This window comes from Shewanella sp. P1-14-1 (genome assembly GCF_001401775.1).
Taxonomy (GTDB): Bacteria; Pseudomonadota; Gammaproteobacteria; order Enterobacterales; family Shewanellaceae; genus Shewanella; species Shewanella japonica.
The window spans coordinates 18,707-36,259 of sequence record NZ_LKTL01000004.1; the positions used below are offsets into that span (position 1 = coordinate 18,707).

Consider the following 17,553-nt stretch of genomic DNA (forward strand, 5'->3'; position numbering starts at 1 on the left):
GTATTAACTTATCGCCAATGAAAGGTCTAAATAGGATGCATTAAAAAGCCGGCAACTGCCGGCTTTACTTTACGCTGATTTAACTTCGTCTCGAAGCTCTCGTCGTAAAATCTTACCTACATTGGATTTTGGTAACTCATCTCTGAATTCTACCAGCTTTGGTACCTTATATCCTGTTAAATGATGACGACAATGTTTAATAATATCGCTATCAGTTAAGCTGTTATCTTTTGCGACGACAAATACTTTAACTAATTCACCGCTGGCTTCATTTGGAACACCAACAGCCGCAACCTCAATGACTTTAGGATGCAGTGCAATGACATCTTCAACTTCATTTGGAAATACATTAAAACCTGATACCAAAATCATGTCTTTTTTACGGTCAACAATGAAAAAGAATCCTTTTTCATCCATATAGCCAATATCACCAGTCGCTAGCCAACCGTCTTTGTCGATGACTTTTGTAGTTTCCTCTGGACGCTGCCAGTAGCCTTGCATAACTTGCGGGCCTTTCGCAAATAGCTCACCAGTTTCACCTTGAGCTAATACATTACCTTCATCATCACGTACTTGTATGTCAGTTGACGGCGCAGGGAAACCAATCGATCCGTTATAACCATCAAGGTTATAAGGACAACACGTCACCAGTGGCGATGCTTCAGTTAACCCATAACCTTCAAGTAATCGCGTCTTAGTAATGCTTTGCCATTTGTCAGCAACGGCTTTTTGTACGGCCATTCCACCGCCAATAGAAAGCTTTAAGCGGCTGAAATCAAGACTATTGAAGTCTTCATCATTAACTAGGGCGTTGAATAACGTGTTAACCCCTGTCAGCGCTGTAAAAGGATACTTCTTTAACTCGCCAACGAACGCTGGTAAATCACGAGGATTAGTAATTAATAAGTTTTTACTGCCTTTATGTAAAAACAGCAGACAGTTAACTGTGAGTGCGAAGATGTGATAAAGCGGCAATGCAGTAACGACAAATTCGGTACCATCTTTCAAAGCTGGCGAATAGGCACCATTGGCTTGCAAAACATTACTCACAACGTTTTTATGACTCAACATCGCGCCTTTTGAAACACCCGTTGTACCACCGGTATATTGCAAGAAAGACAAATCCTCTGGTGAAATCTCAGGTTTTACGTATTGTAAACGACGGCCTTTACTTAAAGACTGCCTAAAAGACAATGCATGGGGCAAGTTGTATTTAGGCACCATCTTCTTGATGTACTTAACCACGAAGTTGACTAAGGTTCTTTTTGGTGCACTCAGTTGATCACCTAACCCAGTGATGATCACCGATTCTACAGGCGTTTCTGAAACCACTTCTTCCAATGTACGTGCAAAATTCGACACAACGACAATGGCTTTAGCACCAGAATCAACTAACTGATGTTTTAATTCTCTTGGGGTATATAGAGGGTTAACATTAACCACGACCATGCCCGCACGTAATACACCAAATAATGCAATTGGGTATTGCAGTAAATTAGGCATCATCAAGGCGACTCTGTCGCCTTTTTCTAACTTGAGTTCATTTTGTAAATAGGCTGCAAATGCACGACTTCTTTCTTCTAACTTCCTATAAGTCAGTGTCGCCCCCATATTGATAAACGCAGGTTGGTCAGCATATTTAGCTACCGCAGATTCAAACATATCGACAAGGGTTGAAAATTGCGCTGAGTCAATTTCTGCCGGTACGTGTTCTGGTAAATTATTAATCCAAGGCTGGTCCACAAAATTCTCCTATTTATCCTGACCATTGCTAAGAAGACGGGCTTCAATTTTTACAAGGTCGAAGATCACTGCACTTAAAACTAGCTGATATTTTTATTATTGTTATGAGTTGCAGTAAAAACGTTATTGATAGTTATTATTCTTGAGCCGCAAAAAATCATACGACCGTTTTAATTCAGACCATAATCACATAAATAAATTAAAAATCCTAGTGATTTTAAAACAAAGAAAGCTTAATTTAGAATAAATGTTCTAATCGTGTTAGCAACTTGTGCTGCGCTTCCCATATGTAAATGGTGATCGCCTTTAATCTGCACATTAGTAAGCTGTGTAAACCACAGCTTAGCTTGCGGTATTGCCAATTTTAACTGTTTATAGCCCTCTTCGGCTAATATTAATAAACAAGGGGTATCACTGACGCTCATTAAAACATCAACCTGTTCAAAGGTTAATCTATAAGGAGAATCCAGTTTCAAACGAGGATCACTTTTCCAACAATATTGATGATCTTTGATTTCAAGATTTCGCTTTATAATTAACTCACACCACTTAGGATCCATACCAGTGAGCTTATGACGGGCATTTACGGCCCGCTCAAGCGTTAAGTTTGATGATGATTCAGGTTGTTTCTGCCCCTGAATCCCAGCTTGATTGAATCTGATATGCTGCTGAAAGCTTCGATTAACTCTTGCTTTAGATTTCGACACATCTTCAAATAATGGCGATAAAGCTTCAATTAATATGAGTTGCTTTAAGCTATCAGGGAAAGCCGCATTATAAGCTGCCGCAACTATCCCACCTAAAGAGTGTCCGATAACGGTTACAGGCTGGTCCTGCTTAAGTAATAAAACGAGTTCGTGCAAATCGTAGAGGTAATCAATCCAATGCAAAGGATATTGCCCTGGACGATGTTGAGATAAGCCATGACCAGGCCAATCTACGGCAATAATTTGATAATCTGTAAGTACTTGCTGCTCAGATAGCGCATTAACTAACGGTACGAAGCTGTCAGCATTATCTAACCAACCATGTAAAGCCAGTAAAACGGGTTTGTTACTAATTCCATATCGCTTTGCTGCTAAACGAATATGAGCCAACTGAAAATCGACATCTTCAAATTCTAATGCCGCATCAATTGGCTCATTCATCATTGTCTTCTTTATCAGTTATAGCGTGGTTATTTCGCTTTTTTAACAAATTTTAAAGTCATACGATCACTTTCACCAATCGCGAGATATTTGTCTTTGTCCTGATCTTCAAGGGCTAAACGTGGCGGTAATGTCCAAACACCTTTTGGATAATCTTTTGTATCCTTAGGGTTGGCATTCACTTCCGATGACGCCGCTAATGTAAAGCCGACTTTTTCAGCCAGTGCAATCATTTCAGCCTGATCCATATAGCCGCTATCAAATGACATACCAGGGTTTGCACGATGTTCAACCACACCAAAAACGCCACCATCTTTTAGTACATTAAAAGAAGCTGTAAAAGCATTTTCAAGTTGTTTCTGGCCAGCCCAATTATGTAAGTTACGGAATGTTAATACATAGTCAGCACTGTTATCTTCACCTAAAACAACAGATGCAGGTGGCTGAAAAGTCACCGTTTTAGCATTTCCTACAGCATCTTTGTTATCAGCTAACCAGCTTTGAAACTTTTTACCTGCTTTAGCGTAATATTGAGTGCGCTTAGTATCTTCTTTTGGATTGGTTTCAAAAATACCACCAATGTACTGACCTTTTTCTGCAAGGTAAGGTGCCAAGATTTCGGCATACCAACCGCCGCCAGGCCAAAGCTCAATAACGGTATCATCCGCTTGAACACCTAAAAAAGCTAAGGTTTCAGCAGGATGACGATATCCATCACGGGCTGAATTTTTTTCGCTTCTGAAGCTACTTGCTACAGCTTCTGCGAGTTGAGGGTTAACTTTAACAGCTTGTGCTTTGTCACTTGTTGAATGACCGTGCTCATGTGCAACCACATTTGTACTGATGGTCGATAGACCAATCGAACTTAAACCTAACATTGTGGTTAACAATAACGTACGTTTCATTGTCTTCTCCCTGAAGAAATTGTTTTAAAAAACAGCAACTGATACGGCAAAAATTGCTAAGTTGATCACTCTAAACTGTTTCTGGCTTTTTGTCGTCTACTCTTCGCCAACACATCCATAACATAGTGCAGCTAAACACTAACCAGATTATTACCCAAAGCCAAGCTGGTAGCCATGTTAACTGTGATAGCTTAGCCGCATCTCCTTGAGTTGATAAACCAAAAAGAATTGTCGGGCTCGCCATAGCATTAAGCACAATCATCAAACCCAGTGTTCGTAACAAACTGTTAAGCCATGCAAAATTATTAAATTTAAGCGGCATTAGAAACACAACGGCTAACGAAATTAAAATGAATATGGTTAATAAATCTCTCGCCCAGAAAATTAATGATGCGAGGACTGTTGTACCAAGAATGCCTAAGGTAAATTTAATGCCCGCTCGCCAAGTCGCCAATAAGAAGATGATATACCCCCACAGCGCAGCACCGAAATAGCCACTAAAAGTGATGAAAGGTGCAAAGCCACCTTGGGTAAAACATAAGCCCGCACCATTCGGAAATAGTTGAATTTGAGTGACAATGCCACCACTGGCTATAGCCGCTAATCCGTGGGAAATCTCATGAAAATAGCTTTCAAACCATTTAAAAGGAATACTGATAATAGGCAGTTTAGTAATCAGAAAAGCAATCAGTAGTTCAAAAAAGAAAAGCCCTTTAGAAGGAATAGCAGATAAGCGAGCAGGCTTAGGATCATGCATATAAATCAATACCCACCATTTGTTGAATTTGCTCTCGTTGAGCAGCATGTTGGTTTAATAAGTATTCTTTAATCGCACCTTCACTTCCTTGAACATGCTGTTGCTGTGATGCGTTAAAATGCGTTTGCTTGTCGTACTGCAGTTTTGCATCGACGGCATCGTTAATAACAGATTGCTCAACAAAGACAACGTGCGCATTAGTCGGTTCAACTGCCTTGGTCAAGGTTTCTTGTTTTGCCGCAGAAGTATGATTCACTTCAGAGACTTGGCGAGAACGAGTTAACCTATCAACTGTCGATTGTTGATTACTTACCGCTTGGTTATTTTGACTATTATTATCAGCAATCTTGTTTGTGTCAGTTCTTAATGTAAATGGATTATAAGAAGACAAAGGCTGAATTGATGATTGCACTGTATGAAGCAAATTGTCCTCCTATTTAACTAAACACATATTTAACCACACACATATTTAACCACACACATACTTAACTACATTATTAGAAAGCTAATATTAAACCTATACTTAGCTAATACTAAGCTAATAATAAGCCAAGAGTTAAACACAAACTCATCAAGCAAATAAAGCTAATCTATTATTCGCGCCCTGGTAATTTTTTCCAAGTCACCGTATCACGCAAATACACGGGAGCAAGCTCATCCACAGGAGTCGATAAACCTTGCTTATATCCCAATTGCGCAAGTGTTAACATCGCTTTGGCATCGGGTAATTTAATATCACTCATTTGTGTAGAATCAAGATTTGACAATAAATCAGGATATGCATCAAACCCTGTGCCACACAGTGTGATCGTTTGCTCAGTATCTAACAGTATATTTACTTGCTCTGGAGTAGATACATGTTCTTCGCCAACTAACGTTGCAATACCACCTGAATTAGTAAACTGTCCCCAGTATATTTCATTCATTCTTGCATCAATGGCTACAAATACTTGTTTAGCACTGTCAGCGTCAATAGCCATTTGTGCCATTGCTGCCAAAGTAGAAATACCGATAACAGGTATATCATGTCCTAGTGCTAAGCCTTGAGTCATACTTGTACAGATTCGAATTCCAGTAAAACTACCTGGCCCACGCCCATATGCAATCAAGTTTACATCTGCAATCTTAATATTTGCTTCTTTCAATACTTCATCAACCATTGGCAATAAACGCTGGCTATGTTCTCTTGGTGCATTTGCTGAACGACAATGTAAATCTTGGTTATGCAACAGCGCTGCTGAGCAAGATTCTGTGCAAGTGTCTAATGCAAGTATTGTTAAATCTGAATCAATGTGAGCCATGTAAGACGTGTTAACCCTAGAGTAATTCGGTAAATAATGGTCGCTATAATAACTTATGGGATACTTTTTAAAAAGCGTAACGCAGTATCTAAATCACGAGTCCTGCTCATTGGCGGTAATGAATTGATGAATGCTTCGCCATAGGGTCTATTTACAATACGGTTGTCACACAGTATTAATACCCCTCTGTCTTTCTCGTCCCTAATAAGACGACCCACACCTTGCTTTAAGCTAATAACGGCTTGAGGTAATGATATAGACGTAAAAGGATCGTTATGACTTCTCTCAGCGTTTGCCGCTCTAGCGCGATATAACGTGTCATCAGGAGAAACAAAAGGCAATTTGTCGATGATTACGCAGCTAAGTAACCGCCCTCTTACATCGATACCTTCCCAAAAGCTACTTGTCCCCAGCAATACACCATTACCGAGTTGGCGAAATTTATTTAACAAGCTTTGCTTACTCGCCTGTCCTTGTACCAACAAAGGATAATTCACTTTACGTTGAAGCATTATCGCAACTTGCTGCAGCATATGATGACTGGTGAATAAAATAAAAGTCCGTCCTTGTGCTGCATTAATTGCTTGAGTACAGACATCCACGAGTTGATTAACATTAGCTTCAGTTTGACCTGACTTAGCAAGATGTCTTGGCACACAAAATAATGCTTGGTTTGGATAATCAAACGGACTATCTAAGATAATTTGCTTTGCTTTACCCAGCCCCAACTCGTCAGCAAAATGTTTAAGCTGTCGGTTCACTTGTAACGTTGCCGAGGTAAAAATCCATTGAGTTTGTTTATCAAACAATTGCTGACATTGCTTTGCGATATTAATCGGTGCAATTCTTAACATAGTAAATCGACCACTAGGTTCAACACTGTAAGCGGCATTTTGATCATTACATTCAAAGTAAAGTTGAAGCTGTGCAACGATTGAAGAGAGTTGACCTACTACATTATCTAGCGCTTCACTGCGACCAACATGTTCTGTTGTCACAGCAAGCAACGTCGTCAGTTCATTCAATAAATCCCAAGATTGTGTGGCTAAATCTTTATTTGAAATAACGTGGCGCCAATCTGTGACATCCCCCTCAAGCAATGCATTTTGCCAACGAGATAACTTCACTAATAGTCGTTGACTCAGCTGCTCCAATTGAATGCTGTCTCTTAGCTCTGTTCGATACACATCAATAATTTGATTTAGCACTCTGTCGATATCACGCGTCGCAATTTGTTGGCCAAAATAGTTAATGCAAACATCAGGAACCAAGTGAGCTTCATCAAAAATGACAACATCGGCTTCTGGTAATAATTCTGCAAATCCTGTGTCTTTTAGTAATCGGTCGGCAAAGAATAAATGATGATTAACCACAACAATTTTCGCATCTTGCGCTTTAATCTTGGCTTTACGACTAAAACAGGCATCGTAATAACTGCACTTTTTACCAGTGCAGCTTTCTTTGGTGCTGGTGACTGTGGCAATGGTGGCCGAATGTTCTGCTACTGAGGTTAAGTTACCAGTATCACCATCTTTGGTCATACTAGCCCATTGGTTTATCTTGATCAGCTCATCAACCACTTGCGGTGACATTTGACTTATTTTTTGTAAGTTCTTTTCCAACCTAAGTTGACATAAGTAATTACTGCGACCTTTTAGTAGCGCCGTTTTGGGCGCGACAGAAAACATGGTTAATAATAGTGGTAAGTCTTTGAAAAAAAGCTGTTCTTGCAGGTTTTTACTCCCTGTACTAATGATGACTTGCTTACCACTTAATAATGCAGGGATCAGATAAGCAAACGTTTTACCTACACCTGTTCCTGCTTCTAAAATTATATTGTGTTTATCACTGATGGCACTCGTCACAGCCAAAGCCATGTCGTACTGACTTTGCCTTGGACGATATTGATGAACACTTTTTGCTAAAGCGCCCTGAGGAGAAAAAGCCAAGTCGACTTCTTTGCGTAATTTGCTGCTCACTATGATGCTTAATCTTGCCTTTTTAGTGGGAAAAACAAATAACCGTACTCGGTCATCTATCAAGCTTTTCATTATCCAATGATTTACAACAGTAAACAATGAAATAAAGTTTCTTTAAGTTAAGGCTCATCATTGATGATTTCGACGATAAACATTGATTTATCTGAATTAAACACCTTACTTGTATATACAAACAGAGCAAAAATAAGCCTAAAAATCATACTGATATAAGATATATTTTTTATTTAGCAAAAAAATGCAAATAGTGTTTATTCTGTATTGCAAACAAAATTAAAAGGGGTTAGATTGTTTGTAATGAAATTACACAAGCTAATTTAATAGAGAATTTATTATGTTCATCCGAATCAATACAAACCATCATCATCACCATTTGCGGTAGCCTTCGGATGCTTACTGCCGGAGGACTATTTCCTTCAGGCGGTTGTAAAAACATACACAAACCCCTGAAAGAAATTTCAGGGGTTTTTTAGTTTTAGGCTTTAAATAATTGTTTTTATATCAAATTTAATAGGAATTACATCATGAGCGAAAATAACAGACTGCGTATTGCAATTCAAAAATCAGGTCGCCTTTCAAAAGAATCACAGAAATTACTTAAAAGTTGTGGCGTAAAGTTCAACGTAAACGAACAACGTTTAATTGTACACGCTGACAACATGCCTATCGATTTACTGCGTGTACGTGATGATGATATCCCTGGCTTGGTTATGGATGGTGTCGTTGATTTAGGTATTATTGGCGAGAATGTTCTTGAAGAAGAACAAATAGAACGTCAAACACTTGGTAAGCCAGCTGACTGTGTAAAATTACGTGAATTAGATTTCGGAGCATGTCGCCTTTCACTCGCTGTTCCAAATGAATTTAGCTATGAAGATGCAAGCTCACTAGAAGGTTTACGTATTGCGACTTCTTATCCAAACCTTCTACGTCGTTACATGCAACAAAAAGGCATTAACTATAGCGACTGTATGTTAAAAGGTTCGGTTGAAGTTGCCCCACGTGCAGGATTAGCTGACGGTATCTGTGATTTAGTTTCAACAGGTGCAACTCTTGAAGCGAATGGTTTATACGAAACAGATATCATCTATCAATCAATGGCATGCATTATTCAATCAGCTGAGGAGCAAGTACCAGCAAAACAAGCACTCATCGATAAAATCCTTTCGCGCATGAACGGCGTCGTACGAGCTCGAGAAAGCAAGTACATTCTACTGCACGCACCGAGAGAAACTCTTGATCAAATCGTTGCACTATTACCGGGTGCTGAAAACCCAACCGTATTACCACTCAATGATGATACTGATCGGGTCGCAATCCATGCCGTTAGCACTGAAGATTTATTCTGGGACACAATGGAAGAGTTAACCGCACTGGGTGCGAGTTCAATCCTTGTTATGCCTATCGAAAAAATGGCCGGTTAACTAACACATTTGTCGTAGTGGAGCTGCACATGCAAACACAGCAAACAATGCAAATTCTAGATTGGAATGAATTAAGTTCAACAGAGCAACAAACTGCGCTAAATCGCTCGCCATTAGTTGGTGACAATAGTGTTGAGCGTTCAGTTAGAGACATCATCAACACCGTTGTGGCTGATGGTGACAGCGCTTTAGTCAAATATAGTCGGCAATTCGATGGGGTTAGTATCGATTCCATTGCTATGTCTGATGATGATATCTCACTAGCTTGTACCAGAGTATCTGAAGAGGTTAAGTCTGCTGTTGCTAATGCAGTGAATAATATTGAAACGTTTCACCAAGCACAAACATTCCAAGCAATTGATGTAGAAACGCAACCCGGTGTTCGCTGTGAGCTTCGCTCTGAGCCAATTCAGAAAGTCGGTTTATACATACCTGGCGGCAGTGCGCCGCTAATTTCAACGGTAATGATGCTGGCTTTACCAGCTAAAATTGCAGGCTGTGAGCAACGTGTTTTAGTCAGTCCTCCACCAATAAATGACGCGATTGTTTATGCTGCAAAGGTCTGTGGCATCACAGAAATTTATCAGGTTGGTGGTGCACAAGCTATCGCTGCCCTCGCCTTTGGTACAGAATCGGTGCCAAGTGTTGATAAAATCTTCGGCCCCGGTAATCGCTTTGTCACTGAAGCTAAACGTTTAGTTTCACAAGATGGCCGCTGCAGCGTCGCAATTGATATGCCAGCTGGCCCATCGGAAGTGCTTGTCATTGCAGACGAACTCGCAAATCCAGCCTTCATCGCGGCTGATTTGTTATCCCAAGCAGAACACGGGCCTGATTCACAGGTTATGTTAGTCACAGATTCTGAATCAGTGGCTAATGAAGTCAACCGAGAGCTCAGTAAACAACTTAACGTCTTATCTCGACAAGATATAGCCGCACAAGCACTCAGTTGCAGCCGGTCTATCATTGTTGATGATATGGCTCAAGCAGCCATGGTATCTAACCTTTATGGTCCTGAGCACTTAATCATACAATCTGAAAAACCTCGTGATGTATTAACCAATATTCGAGCCGCAGGTAGTGTTTTTCTAGGGGCATATACGCCAGAATCAGTTGGCGATTACGCGAGTGGAACCAACCATGTATTACCAACTTACGGATATAGTCGCAGCGTTTCTAGTTTGTCATTAGCTGATTTTTCTCGCCGATTTACCGTACAAGAATTAACTCCACAAGGCTTACAAGGTCTTGGCGAAACAGTCATGGTACTAGCAGAAAATGAGTTACTTGATGCTCATAAAAATGCCGTAGCCATTCGCTTAAATAGCTTATAAAGAGTAAAGATAGATGACAAATAACAGTGAATCCTCATCAAAATCTGCGCTAACGTTAGCAGAATCGTTAGCTAGACCAGAGCTGTTAAGCCTTGTTCCCTATGAAAGTGCGAGACGCATTGGTGGTCGCGGCGATATTTGGATAAACGCCAATGAGTCGCCTTTTAATAATAGCGATTTAGATACATTAAATCGTTACCCTGAATGTCAGCCTGAGCCATTAATTAATGCTTACAGTCAATATGCTAAGGTGCCTGTTGAAAATATCGTTTCAACTCGTGGAGCTGATGAGGGGATTGAGCTACTTATTAGAACCTTCTGCACCCCAGGCGTTGATAAAATAGCTTGCTTTGGTCCGACTTACGGTATGTATGCGATCAGCGCACAAACATACAATGTAGGTGTCAACAATTTAAACCTAACTGATAGCTATCAACTCCCAGAAAATTATGCATCGCAAATTGATGGCGCAAAAGTCGTCTTTATTTGCAACCCCAATAATCCAACTGGCACGATTATTCAAAAGCAGGATATTACAGCGGCCGTTGAAACTATGCCAAATGCCATTGTGGTGGTTGATGAAGCATATATTGAGTTTTCTCCGCAATACTCAGTGGCTGACTTAGTGACTCAGTATCCTAACCTGGTCGTGTTAAGAACCCTTTCAAAAGCATTTGCATTAGCAGGAGCTCGCTGCGGTTTTTTAATGGCTAACAGCGATATTATCAGTTTAATTATGCGGGTTATTGCGCCTTACCCAGTGCCTCTTCCCGTTGCAGAATTAGCGCAAAAAGCACTGTCGATAACGGGTATTGAGTTAATGCAGCAGCAAGTTGCACAGCTCAGCACTCAAGGGCAGCGATTATCCAATGCGCTGCAACAAGCTGGCGCTAAAGTATTACCTGCCCACGGCAATTTTGTATTAGCTGAGTTTACTCAACCTGATACGGTCAGTAACGCTTTGCAGCAAGCAGGGATAGTTGCACGGGCTTATAAAGACCCACGTTTACAAAGTCGAATTCGATTTAGTGTTAGCCATGCATCTGACACAGACAGACTTATCGATGCAATCAACAGCCTAAACTCACCCGTTTGATAGATATTACCCAATTTAAAGAATAAAAATATTTTGAAGGAAAAGAGATGAAACAAAACATTTTATTTATCGACAGAGATGGCACCTTAGTTGAGGAACCAGCAATTGATAAGCAGTTAGATAGACTTGATAAGCTAGTGTTTGAACCACAAGTCATTCCTTCTTTACTGAAACTACAAAAAGCGGGTTACCGTTTAGTGATGGTGTCCAACCAAGATGGTTTAGGCACAGATTCATTCCCACAAGCAGACTTTGACGCACCGCACAATATGATGATGCAAATCTTTGAAAGCCAAGGTGTCAAATTTGATGATGTCGTCATTTGCCCACACTTTGACGCTGATAATTGCAGTTGTCGTAAGCCTAAATTAGGCTTGGTCAAAGAGTACTTAACACAAGGTAAAGTCGATTTTATGACCTCGGCGGTTATTGGCGATCGTTATACTGATGTAGAACTTGCAAGTGCTATGGGGATCCGTAGTTTTCAATATCAACGTGAAACACTCGATTGGGCTGCCATTACAGATGCAATCTTAAATCAAGGCCGTATCAGTGAAGTTGTTCGCACAACAAAAGAGACGGATATTAAAGTTAATATTAACCTTGATGATACTAGCAAAGGCAAAATTGATACAGGTATTGGCTTTTTTGACCACATGCTAGATCAAATTCAAACTCACGGAAATTTCAGAATGGATGTGACTGTTGATGGCGATTTAGAAATAGACGATCACCACAGCGTTGAAGATACCGCCTTAGCCATAGGCGACGCATTACGCCATGCACTAGGCGATAAACGTGGTATTGCCCGTTTCGGCTTCAGTCTGCCTATGGATGAAGCAAATGGAGAGTGTTTAATGGATATTTCTGGTCGTCCATTTATTAAATTCAATGCTCAGTTCGATCGTGAAATGGTCGGTGAAATGGCCACTGAAATGGTGCCACACTTTTTCCGCTCATTTGCCGATGGCCTGCGTTGTACATTACACATCAGCACCGATGGCGATAATGATCACCACAAAGTTGAAGCGCTATTCAAAGTTTTAGGCCGCACGTTACGCCAAGCAGTAAAAGTCGAAGGTGATTTGCTGCCTTCAAGTAAAGGTGTACTGTAAGGAGCGCAATTCATGTCAGATAACAACACAACCGTCATTCTTGATACTGGCTGTGCAAACCTAAGCTCGGTACGATTTGCATTTGAGCGCCTAAACGCTGATGTCATTGTATCTGCTGACCATCAAGTGATTAAGTCCGCCGCAAGAGTCGTTTTGCCTGGTGTCGGCACTGCTGGCGCGGCGATGGATGCGCTTGTGAGCCGCGATCTAGTGTCCATTATTAACAACCTAACCCAACCTGTCATGGGGGTATGTTTAGGGATGCAAATGCTCACGGAGAAATCCAATGAGCACGGTGGGCGCACAGAACAAGACATAACCTGCTTGGGATTAATTCCTACTCAAATTAATGAATTAGACAGCCAAGGCTTGCCATTACCACACATGGGCTGGAACCAAATAACAGTATCTGACCATCCGTTGTTTAAAGGGATTGAAGACGGTAGTTATGTGTATTTTGTCCATAGCTTTAAGGCGCCACTCAGTCAGTACACCATCGCATCATCACAATACGGTGAAGCATTTAGTGCCGCCATCGCAAAAGATAACTTTTTTGGTGTGCAATTTCACCCAGAAAAAAGTGCAGCAATAGGCTCGCAGATATTACAAAATTTCCTAAATATGGGGAACCAAACATGATCATTCCAGCAATTGATTTAATCGACGGCCAAGTGGTGCGTTTATATCAAGGCGACTACCAACAAAAAACGACTTTTGATTTAAGTCCATTAGCTCAACTTCAGTCTTATGAATCCCAAGGAGCTAAGCTACTTCATATCGTAGATTTAACAGGTGCTAAGGATCCCGAAAAGCGCCAAATAGCATTGATTTCACAATTGGTTGCAGGCTTAAACACCGATATCCAAGTCGGCGGCGGGATCCGTAGTGAACAGCAAGTAAAAGAGTTATTAGATAGTGGCGTTAAACGTGTCGTCATTGGTTCATTAGCAGTCAAAGAGCCCGAATTGGTCAAAAGCTGGTTTGTAAAATACGGCAGTGATGCCATTTGTTTAGCGTTAGATGTCAATATTAACGAGCAAGGCGAAAAAATTGTCGCAGTGTCAGGCTGGCAAACTGGCGGTGGTAAGTCGTTAGAATCATTAGTGTCAGAATACAGCACAGTTGGACTTAAACATGCATTGGTCACCGATATTAGCCGTGATGGTACTTTACAAGGCGCTAATACAGTTCTTTATGCTGAGCTTGCAAGTAAATACCCAAACATTACTTGGCAAGCCTCTGGCGGTATAGCAAGCCTTGATGATGTCGCGGCGGTAAGAGACAGTAACGCCAATGGTATTATCATTGGTAAAGCATTACTGATAAATAATTTTACCGTTGAGGAGGCAATCACATGTTGGCCAAACGCCTAGTCCCCTGCCTCGATGTTCGTGATGGACAAGTCGTAAAAGGGGTTCAATTTCGTAACCATGAAATCATTGGTGATATTGAACCATTAGCAGCAAGATATGCGGCAGAAGGTGCTGATGAGTTAGTGTTTTATGATATTACCGCCAGTGCCCATGATAGAGTGATTGATAAGTCTTGGGTAAGTCGAGTCGCAGCGCAAATCGATATTCCTTTTTGCGTCGCTGGTGGAATTAAAACCATCGAACAAGCACGACAAATGTTAGCTTACGGTGCCGATAAAATTTCAATTAACTCACCAGCACTCAGCGACCCGAGTTTGATTTCACGATTACAGGATGAATTTGGCCGCCAATGCATCGTGATTGGTATTGACTCATTCTATGATGACGAATCAGATAGCTACAAAGTAAAGCAATTTACTGGTGACGAAGCTGCAACTAAAGATACGCAATGGTTTACTCAAGATTGGGTTGAAGAAGTTCAAACTAGAGGTTGTGGCGAAATTGTACTGAACGTCATGAACCAAGATGGCGTGAGAGGCGGTTATGATATTAAACAGCTCAGTATGGTAAGAGCAATTTGTGATGTCCCATTAATTGCTTCTGGCGGTGCAGGCACAATGGCACATTTCAAGGAAGTGTTTCAGCAAGCGAATGTTGATGCTGCCCTAGCAGCCAGTGTGTTTCATAAGGGAATTATCGATATCGCTGAATTAAAGCAATATTTAGCCAATGAAAACATTGCGATTCGTATTTAACAGGCAAAGAAACTGAATAAGAAGTGAAACTGAATTATGACATTATCTGCAACTGTGACATTTGATACCTCAGCACTAGCATGGGATAAACAAAACGATTTATTACCAGCCGTGGTTCAAAACCACTTAACCGGTAAGGTGCTTATGCTGGGTTATATGAATAAAGCGGCATTAGAACATACCTTAGAAACAGGCAAAGTAACTTTTTTCAGTCGCTCAAAACAACGCCTATGGACTAAAGGTGAAACGTCAGGCAACACATTAGATTTAGTTGCCATTGATAAAGACTGTGACAATGACAGTTTACTGGTTCAGGTTATTCCAAATGGCCCTACCTGCCACACAGGAACTGAAAGCTGCTGGCCTAACGGCAATGCTCACAGCTTCATTGACAACCTCACCAATGTGATCATTTCTCGAAAAGGCCAAAGCGCAGATTCAAGCTACACGGCATCGCTTTTTGAACGTGGTACAAAAAGAATTGCACAAAAAGTTGGCGAAGAAGGATTAGAAACGGCGCTTGCTGCTGCAACACATGATAAAGAAGAGTTAATTAATGAAGCTTCGGATCTTATGTATCACTTAATTGTGCTACTTGAAGATCAACAATTATCCATGGCTGACGTTAATCAAAACCTAATGCAACGTCATTTAAACAGTCAATAGCGTTAATCTAAACCGACTATTTAAGCACATAGCATCCAATAAAAAAGGCACCGACTCGGTGCCTTTAATTTTTTACAAAAACTGATATCTATTTGATTACGCTTGGTCTTGCCAAAGCTTTTCATCATTTTGCATGTTATATAGGCTCTCAGCGCGAGACACCAATAAGTTAGCAAATTTAAGTTGGGTCTCATCGCGAGTTGCGCCAGACTTATGTAAGTTTTCAGCTTTAATTTGCCACATCATTGAAAAGTGACGAATCGCCTCACGCGCAGTACCAGCAACTTTTACATCGACATAGTCAGAAGGTAAATCGCCTGACATTACCCAAAAAGTTTGCTTGGTAGGTTGTTTCGATTCCATTTTCCAAATTGCTAAATATGGCACTAAATAGCGGCTTTCATCAGCAAGGACTTTTGACGGGATAACGCCTTTTTCGGCAAGGAATCGATTGGCTTTTTGAAATTGTGCTTGGACCCATTGTTGTCTTAATACTTCTGGATCTTGTTGTTCTGTTTTAGGCTCAGCCACTGATTCAGTCATTCTTTCTTCCTATTTTATTGTTATATGTCGTCATCATAACACTTACATCTTTATATCAATTTGTGTGACAAATGCAACGAAACGCAAAAAAAGTTTACGTTTACGTAAAGTGGCAAGCTAAATTGCCACGTAGATCACAAAATTATATGAATCTAACTTTGTTGAGAGTATCGCTAAATGCTATCGTTCTGCAATAAATAATAACAAGCAGTCGTTATTCACTTTTATTCTGACGACTATTTAATCGCACAGCGGAGATCACAAGTGGCTCTATTTAATCATGTATCGTTTGATGACCACGAACAAGTCGTATTTTGTCACGACAAAGAAAGTGGCTTAAAAGCAATTATCGCTATCCATAATACTAACCTAGGCCCTGCAGTGGGCGGTTGTCGTATGTGGAATTATGACTCAGACGACGAGGCAATCAATGACGTGTTGCGTCTATCTCGTGGAATGACTTATAAAAACGCACTTGCTGGTTTAACAATGGGTGGCGGCAAGTCAGTGATTATCGCAGACCCTAAAACTACCGATCGTGAAGCCTTATTCCGCTCATTTGGTCGTTTTATTCACACTTTAGGTGGTAAGTACTACTCTGCTGAAGATGTGGGTACTACCACAGCTGATATTATGATTGCTCATGAAGAAACACCCTATATGGCTGGTCTTGAGGGCAAAAGTGGTGATCCATCTCCATTCACTGCTTTAGGTACGTATTTAGGTATTAAAGCCGCGGTAAAACATCAGCGTGGTCTAGATAGCTTAAAAGGCTTAAAAATTTCGGTTCAAGGCGTTGGACATGTTGGTTATTACTTATGTAAGCACCTTCATGAAGATGGCGCTGAACTGATCGTGACTGACATCCATCAAGCTTCTTTAGACCGTGTGGCCACGGAATTTGGCGCTACAGTTGTTGCACCACAAGATATCTATACCCAAGATGTTGATGTTTACGCACCATGTGCACTTGGCGCAACAATCAACGACACGACTATCCCGTTGCTTAAAGCAACAATTGTTGCGGGTTGTGCAAATAACCAGTTAGCTGAAGTTCGCCACGGTGAAGTATTAAAAGAGCTAGGCATTTTGTATGCACCTGATTATGTCATCAATGCTGGCGGTATCATCAATGTTTCTTTCGAAAGTGACTATGATGTAGCTAAAGCCACTGCCAAAGTCGAAGAAATTTATAACACGTTAATCAAAATCTTCGAGCAAGCCGAAAAAGACAACCGCACCACCGGTGATGTTGCTGACGAAATGGCGCGTGAGATCATTAACGCCGCTAAATAATTAACGCACTCATTTTATAAGCCTATTTTTTATAAAATGAGTTACGGTTATGACCTCACTAAAGGGAGCCATCAGGCTCCTTTTTTATTGGAATTGAATC

The 17,553-nt window shown here is 40.7% G+C and carries 17 protein-coding genes; 9 read left to right on the forward strand and 8 right to left on the reverse strand.

Annotated features, from left to right (window positions below; genetic code table 11):
- Positions 1–69: 69 nt before the first annotated feature.
- The 7 genes from fadD to AN944_RS03505 all read right to left on the reverse strand — a co-directional run bounded on the left by fadD (position 70) and on the right by AN944_RS03505 (position 7,833).
- The gene (fadD, locus tag AN944_RS03475; RefSeq protein ID WP_055023205.1) at positions 70–1,743 is read right to left on the reverse strand and encodes a long-chain-fatty-acid--CoA ligase FadD; all 1,674 of its coding nucleotides are present in this window, start codon (positions 1,741–1,743) and stop codon (positions 70–72) included.
- Positions 1,744–1,976: 233 nt separating this feature from the next.
- Positions 1,977–2,891 carry an alpha/beta fold hydrolase gene (locus AN944_RS03480; protein WP_144430132.1) on the reverse strand — a complete coding sequence of 305 codons (915 nt, stop codon included), beginning with the start codon at positions 2,889–2,891 and terminating at the stop codon, positions 1,977–1,979.
- A gap of 29 nt (positions 2,892–2,920) precedes the next feature.
- On the reverse strand, positions 2,921–3,796 hold the full coding sequence (locus AN944_RS03485; RefSeq protein ID WP_055023207.1) for a class I SAM-dependent methyltransferase: 876 nt from the start codon (positions 3,794–3,796) through the stop codon (positions 2,921–2,923).
- Positions 3,797–3,866: 70 nt separating this feature from the next.
- The gene (locus AN944_RS03490) at positions 3,867–4,553 is read right to left on the reverse strand and encodes a M50 family metallopeptidase (RefSeq protein WP_055023208.1); all 687 of its coding nucleotides are present in this window, start codon (positions 4,551–4,553) and stop codon (positions 3,867–3,869) included.
- On the reverse strand, positions 4,546–4,977 hold the full coding sequence (locus AN944_RS03495; protein ID WP_055023209.1) for a hypothetical protein: 432 nt from the start codon (positions 4,975–4,977) through the stop codon (positions 4,546–4,548). The genes AN944_RS03490 and AN944_RS03495 overlap by 8 nt, the downstream gene beginning before the upstream one ends.
- Positions 4,978–5,146: 169 nt before the next feature.
- The gene (gene tsaB / locus AN944_RS03500; RefSeq protein ID WP_055023210.1) at positions 5,147–5,854 is read right to left on the reverse strand and encodes a tRNA (adenosine(37)-N6)-threonylcarbamoyltransferase complex dimerization subunit type 1 TsaB; all 708 of its coding nucleotides are present in this window, start codon (positions 5,852–5,854) and stop codon (positions 5,147–5,149) included.
- Positions 5,855–5,907: 53 nt separating this feature from the next.
- Positions 5,908–7,833: an ATP-dependent DNA helicase gene (locus AN944_RS03505; protein ID WP_055023211.1), complete on the reverse strand. Its 1,926-nt coding sequence runs from the start codon at positions 7,831–7,833 to the stop codon at positions 5,908–5,910.
- 542 nt (positions 7,834–8,375) lie between these two features.
- Here AN944_RS03505 and hisG point away from each other — a divergent pair.
- From hisG to hisIE, 8 genes are read left to right on the forward strand one after another with little or no spacing between them, the layout of a single operon-like run.
- The gene (gene hisG, locus AN944_RS03510) at positions 8,376–9,275 is read left to right on the forward strand and encodes an ATP phosphoribosyltransferase (protein ID WP_055023212.1); all 900 of its coding nucleotides are present in this window, start codon (positions 8,376–8,378) and stop codon (positions 9,273–9,275) included.
- A gap of 47 nt (positions 9,276–9,322) precedes the next feature.
- Entirely contained in the window at positions 9,323–10,609 is a 1,287-nt protein-coding gene (gene hisD / locus AN944_RS03515; RefSeq protein WP_055023413.1) for a histidinol dehydrogenase, read from the forward strand.
- 13 nt (positions 10,610–10,622) lie between these two features.
- Positions 10,623–11,705, forward strand: a complete 1,083-nt coding sequence (gene hisC / locus AN944_RS03520; RefSeq protein WP_055023213.1) for a histidinol-phosphate transaminase — start codon at positions 10,623–10,625, stop codon at positions 11,703–11,705.
- Between the two features lie 47 nt (positions 11,706–11,752).
- A complete protein-coding gene (gene hisB, locus AN944_RS03525; protein WP_055023214.1) occupies positions 11,753–12,820 on the forward strand; it encodes a bifunctional histidinol-phosphatase/imidazoleglycerol-phosphate dehydratase HisB in 1,068 nt (355 codons plus the stop codon).
- 12 nt (positions 12,821–12,832) lie between these two features.
- The gene (gene hisH / locus AN944_RS03530; protein ID WP_055023215.1) at positions 12,833–13,459 is read left to right on the forward strand and encodes an imidazole glycerol phosphate synthase subunit HisH; all 627 of its coding nucleotides are present in this window, start codon (positions 12,833–12,835) and stop codon (positions 13,457–13,459) included.
- Positions 13,456–14,193 carry a 1-(5-phosphoribosyl)-5-[(5-phosphoribosylamino)methylideneamino]imidazole-4-carboxamide isomerase gene (gene hisA / locus AN944_RS03535; RefSeq protein WP_055023216.1) on the forward strand — a complete coding sequence of 246 codons (738 nt, stop codon included), beginning with the start codon at positions 13,456–13,458 and terminating at the stop codon, positions 14,191–14,193. Before hisH ends, hisA begins: the two co-directional genes overlap by 4 nt.
- Positions 14,175–14,948 (forward strand): imidazole glycerol phosphate synthase subunit HisF, encoded by a 774-nt coding sequence (gene hisF / locus AN944_RS03540; protein WP_055023217.1) that lies wholly within the window; start codon positions 14,175–14,177, stop codon positions 14,946–14,948. The genes hisA and hisF overlap by 19 nt, the downstream gene beginning before the upstream one ends.
- A 36-nt stretch (positions 14,949–14,984) precedes the next feature.
- A complete protein-coding gene (hisIE, locus tag AN944_RS03545) occupies positions 14,985–15,614 on the forward strand; it encodes a bifunctional phosphoribosyl-AMP cyclohydrolase/phosphoribosyl-ATP diphosphatase HisIE (protein ID WP_055023218.1) in 630 nt (209 codons plus the stop codon).
- Between the two features lie 96 nt (positions 15,615–15,710).
- On the opposite strand, the gene AN944_RS03550 is transcribed toward hisIE, so the two are convergent.
- On the reverse strand, positions 15,711–16,157 hold the full coding sequence (locus AN944_RS03550) for a DUF4826 family protein (protein WP_055023219.1): 447 nt from the start codon (positions 16,155–16,157) through the stop codon (positions 15,711–15,713).
- 264 nt (positions 16,158–16,421) lie between these two features.
- Between AN944_RS03550 and AN944_RS03555 the strand changes: the two genes are divergently transcribed.
- On the forward strand, positions 16,422–17,453 hold the full coding sequence (locus tag AN944_RS03555) for a Glu/Leu/Phe/Val dehydrogenase dimerization domain-containing protein (RefSeq protein ID WP_055023220.1): 1,032 nt from the start codon (positions 16,422–16,424) through the stop codon (positions 17,451–17,453).
- Positions 17,454–17,553: the final 100 nt, after the last annotated feature.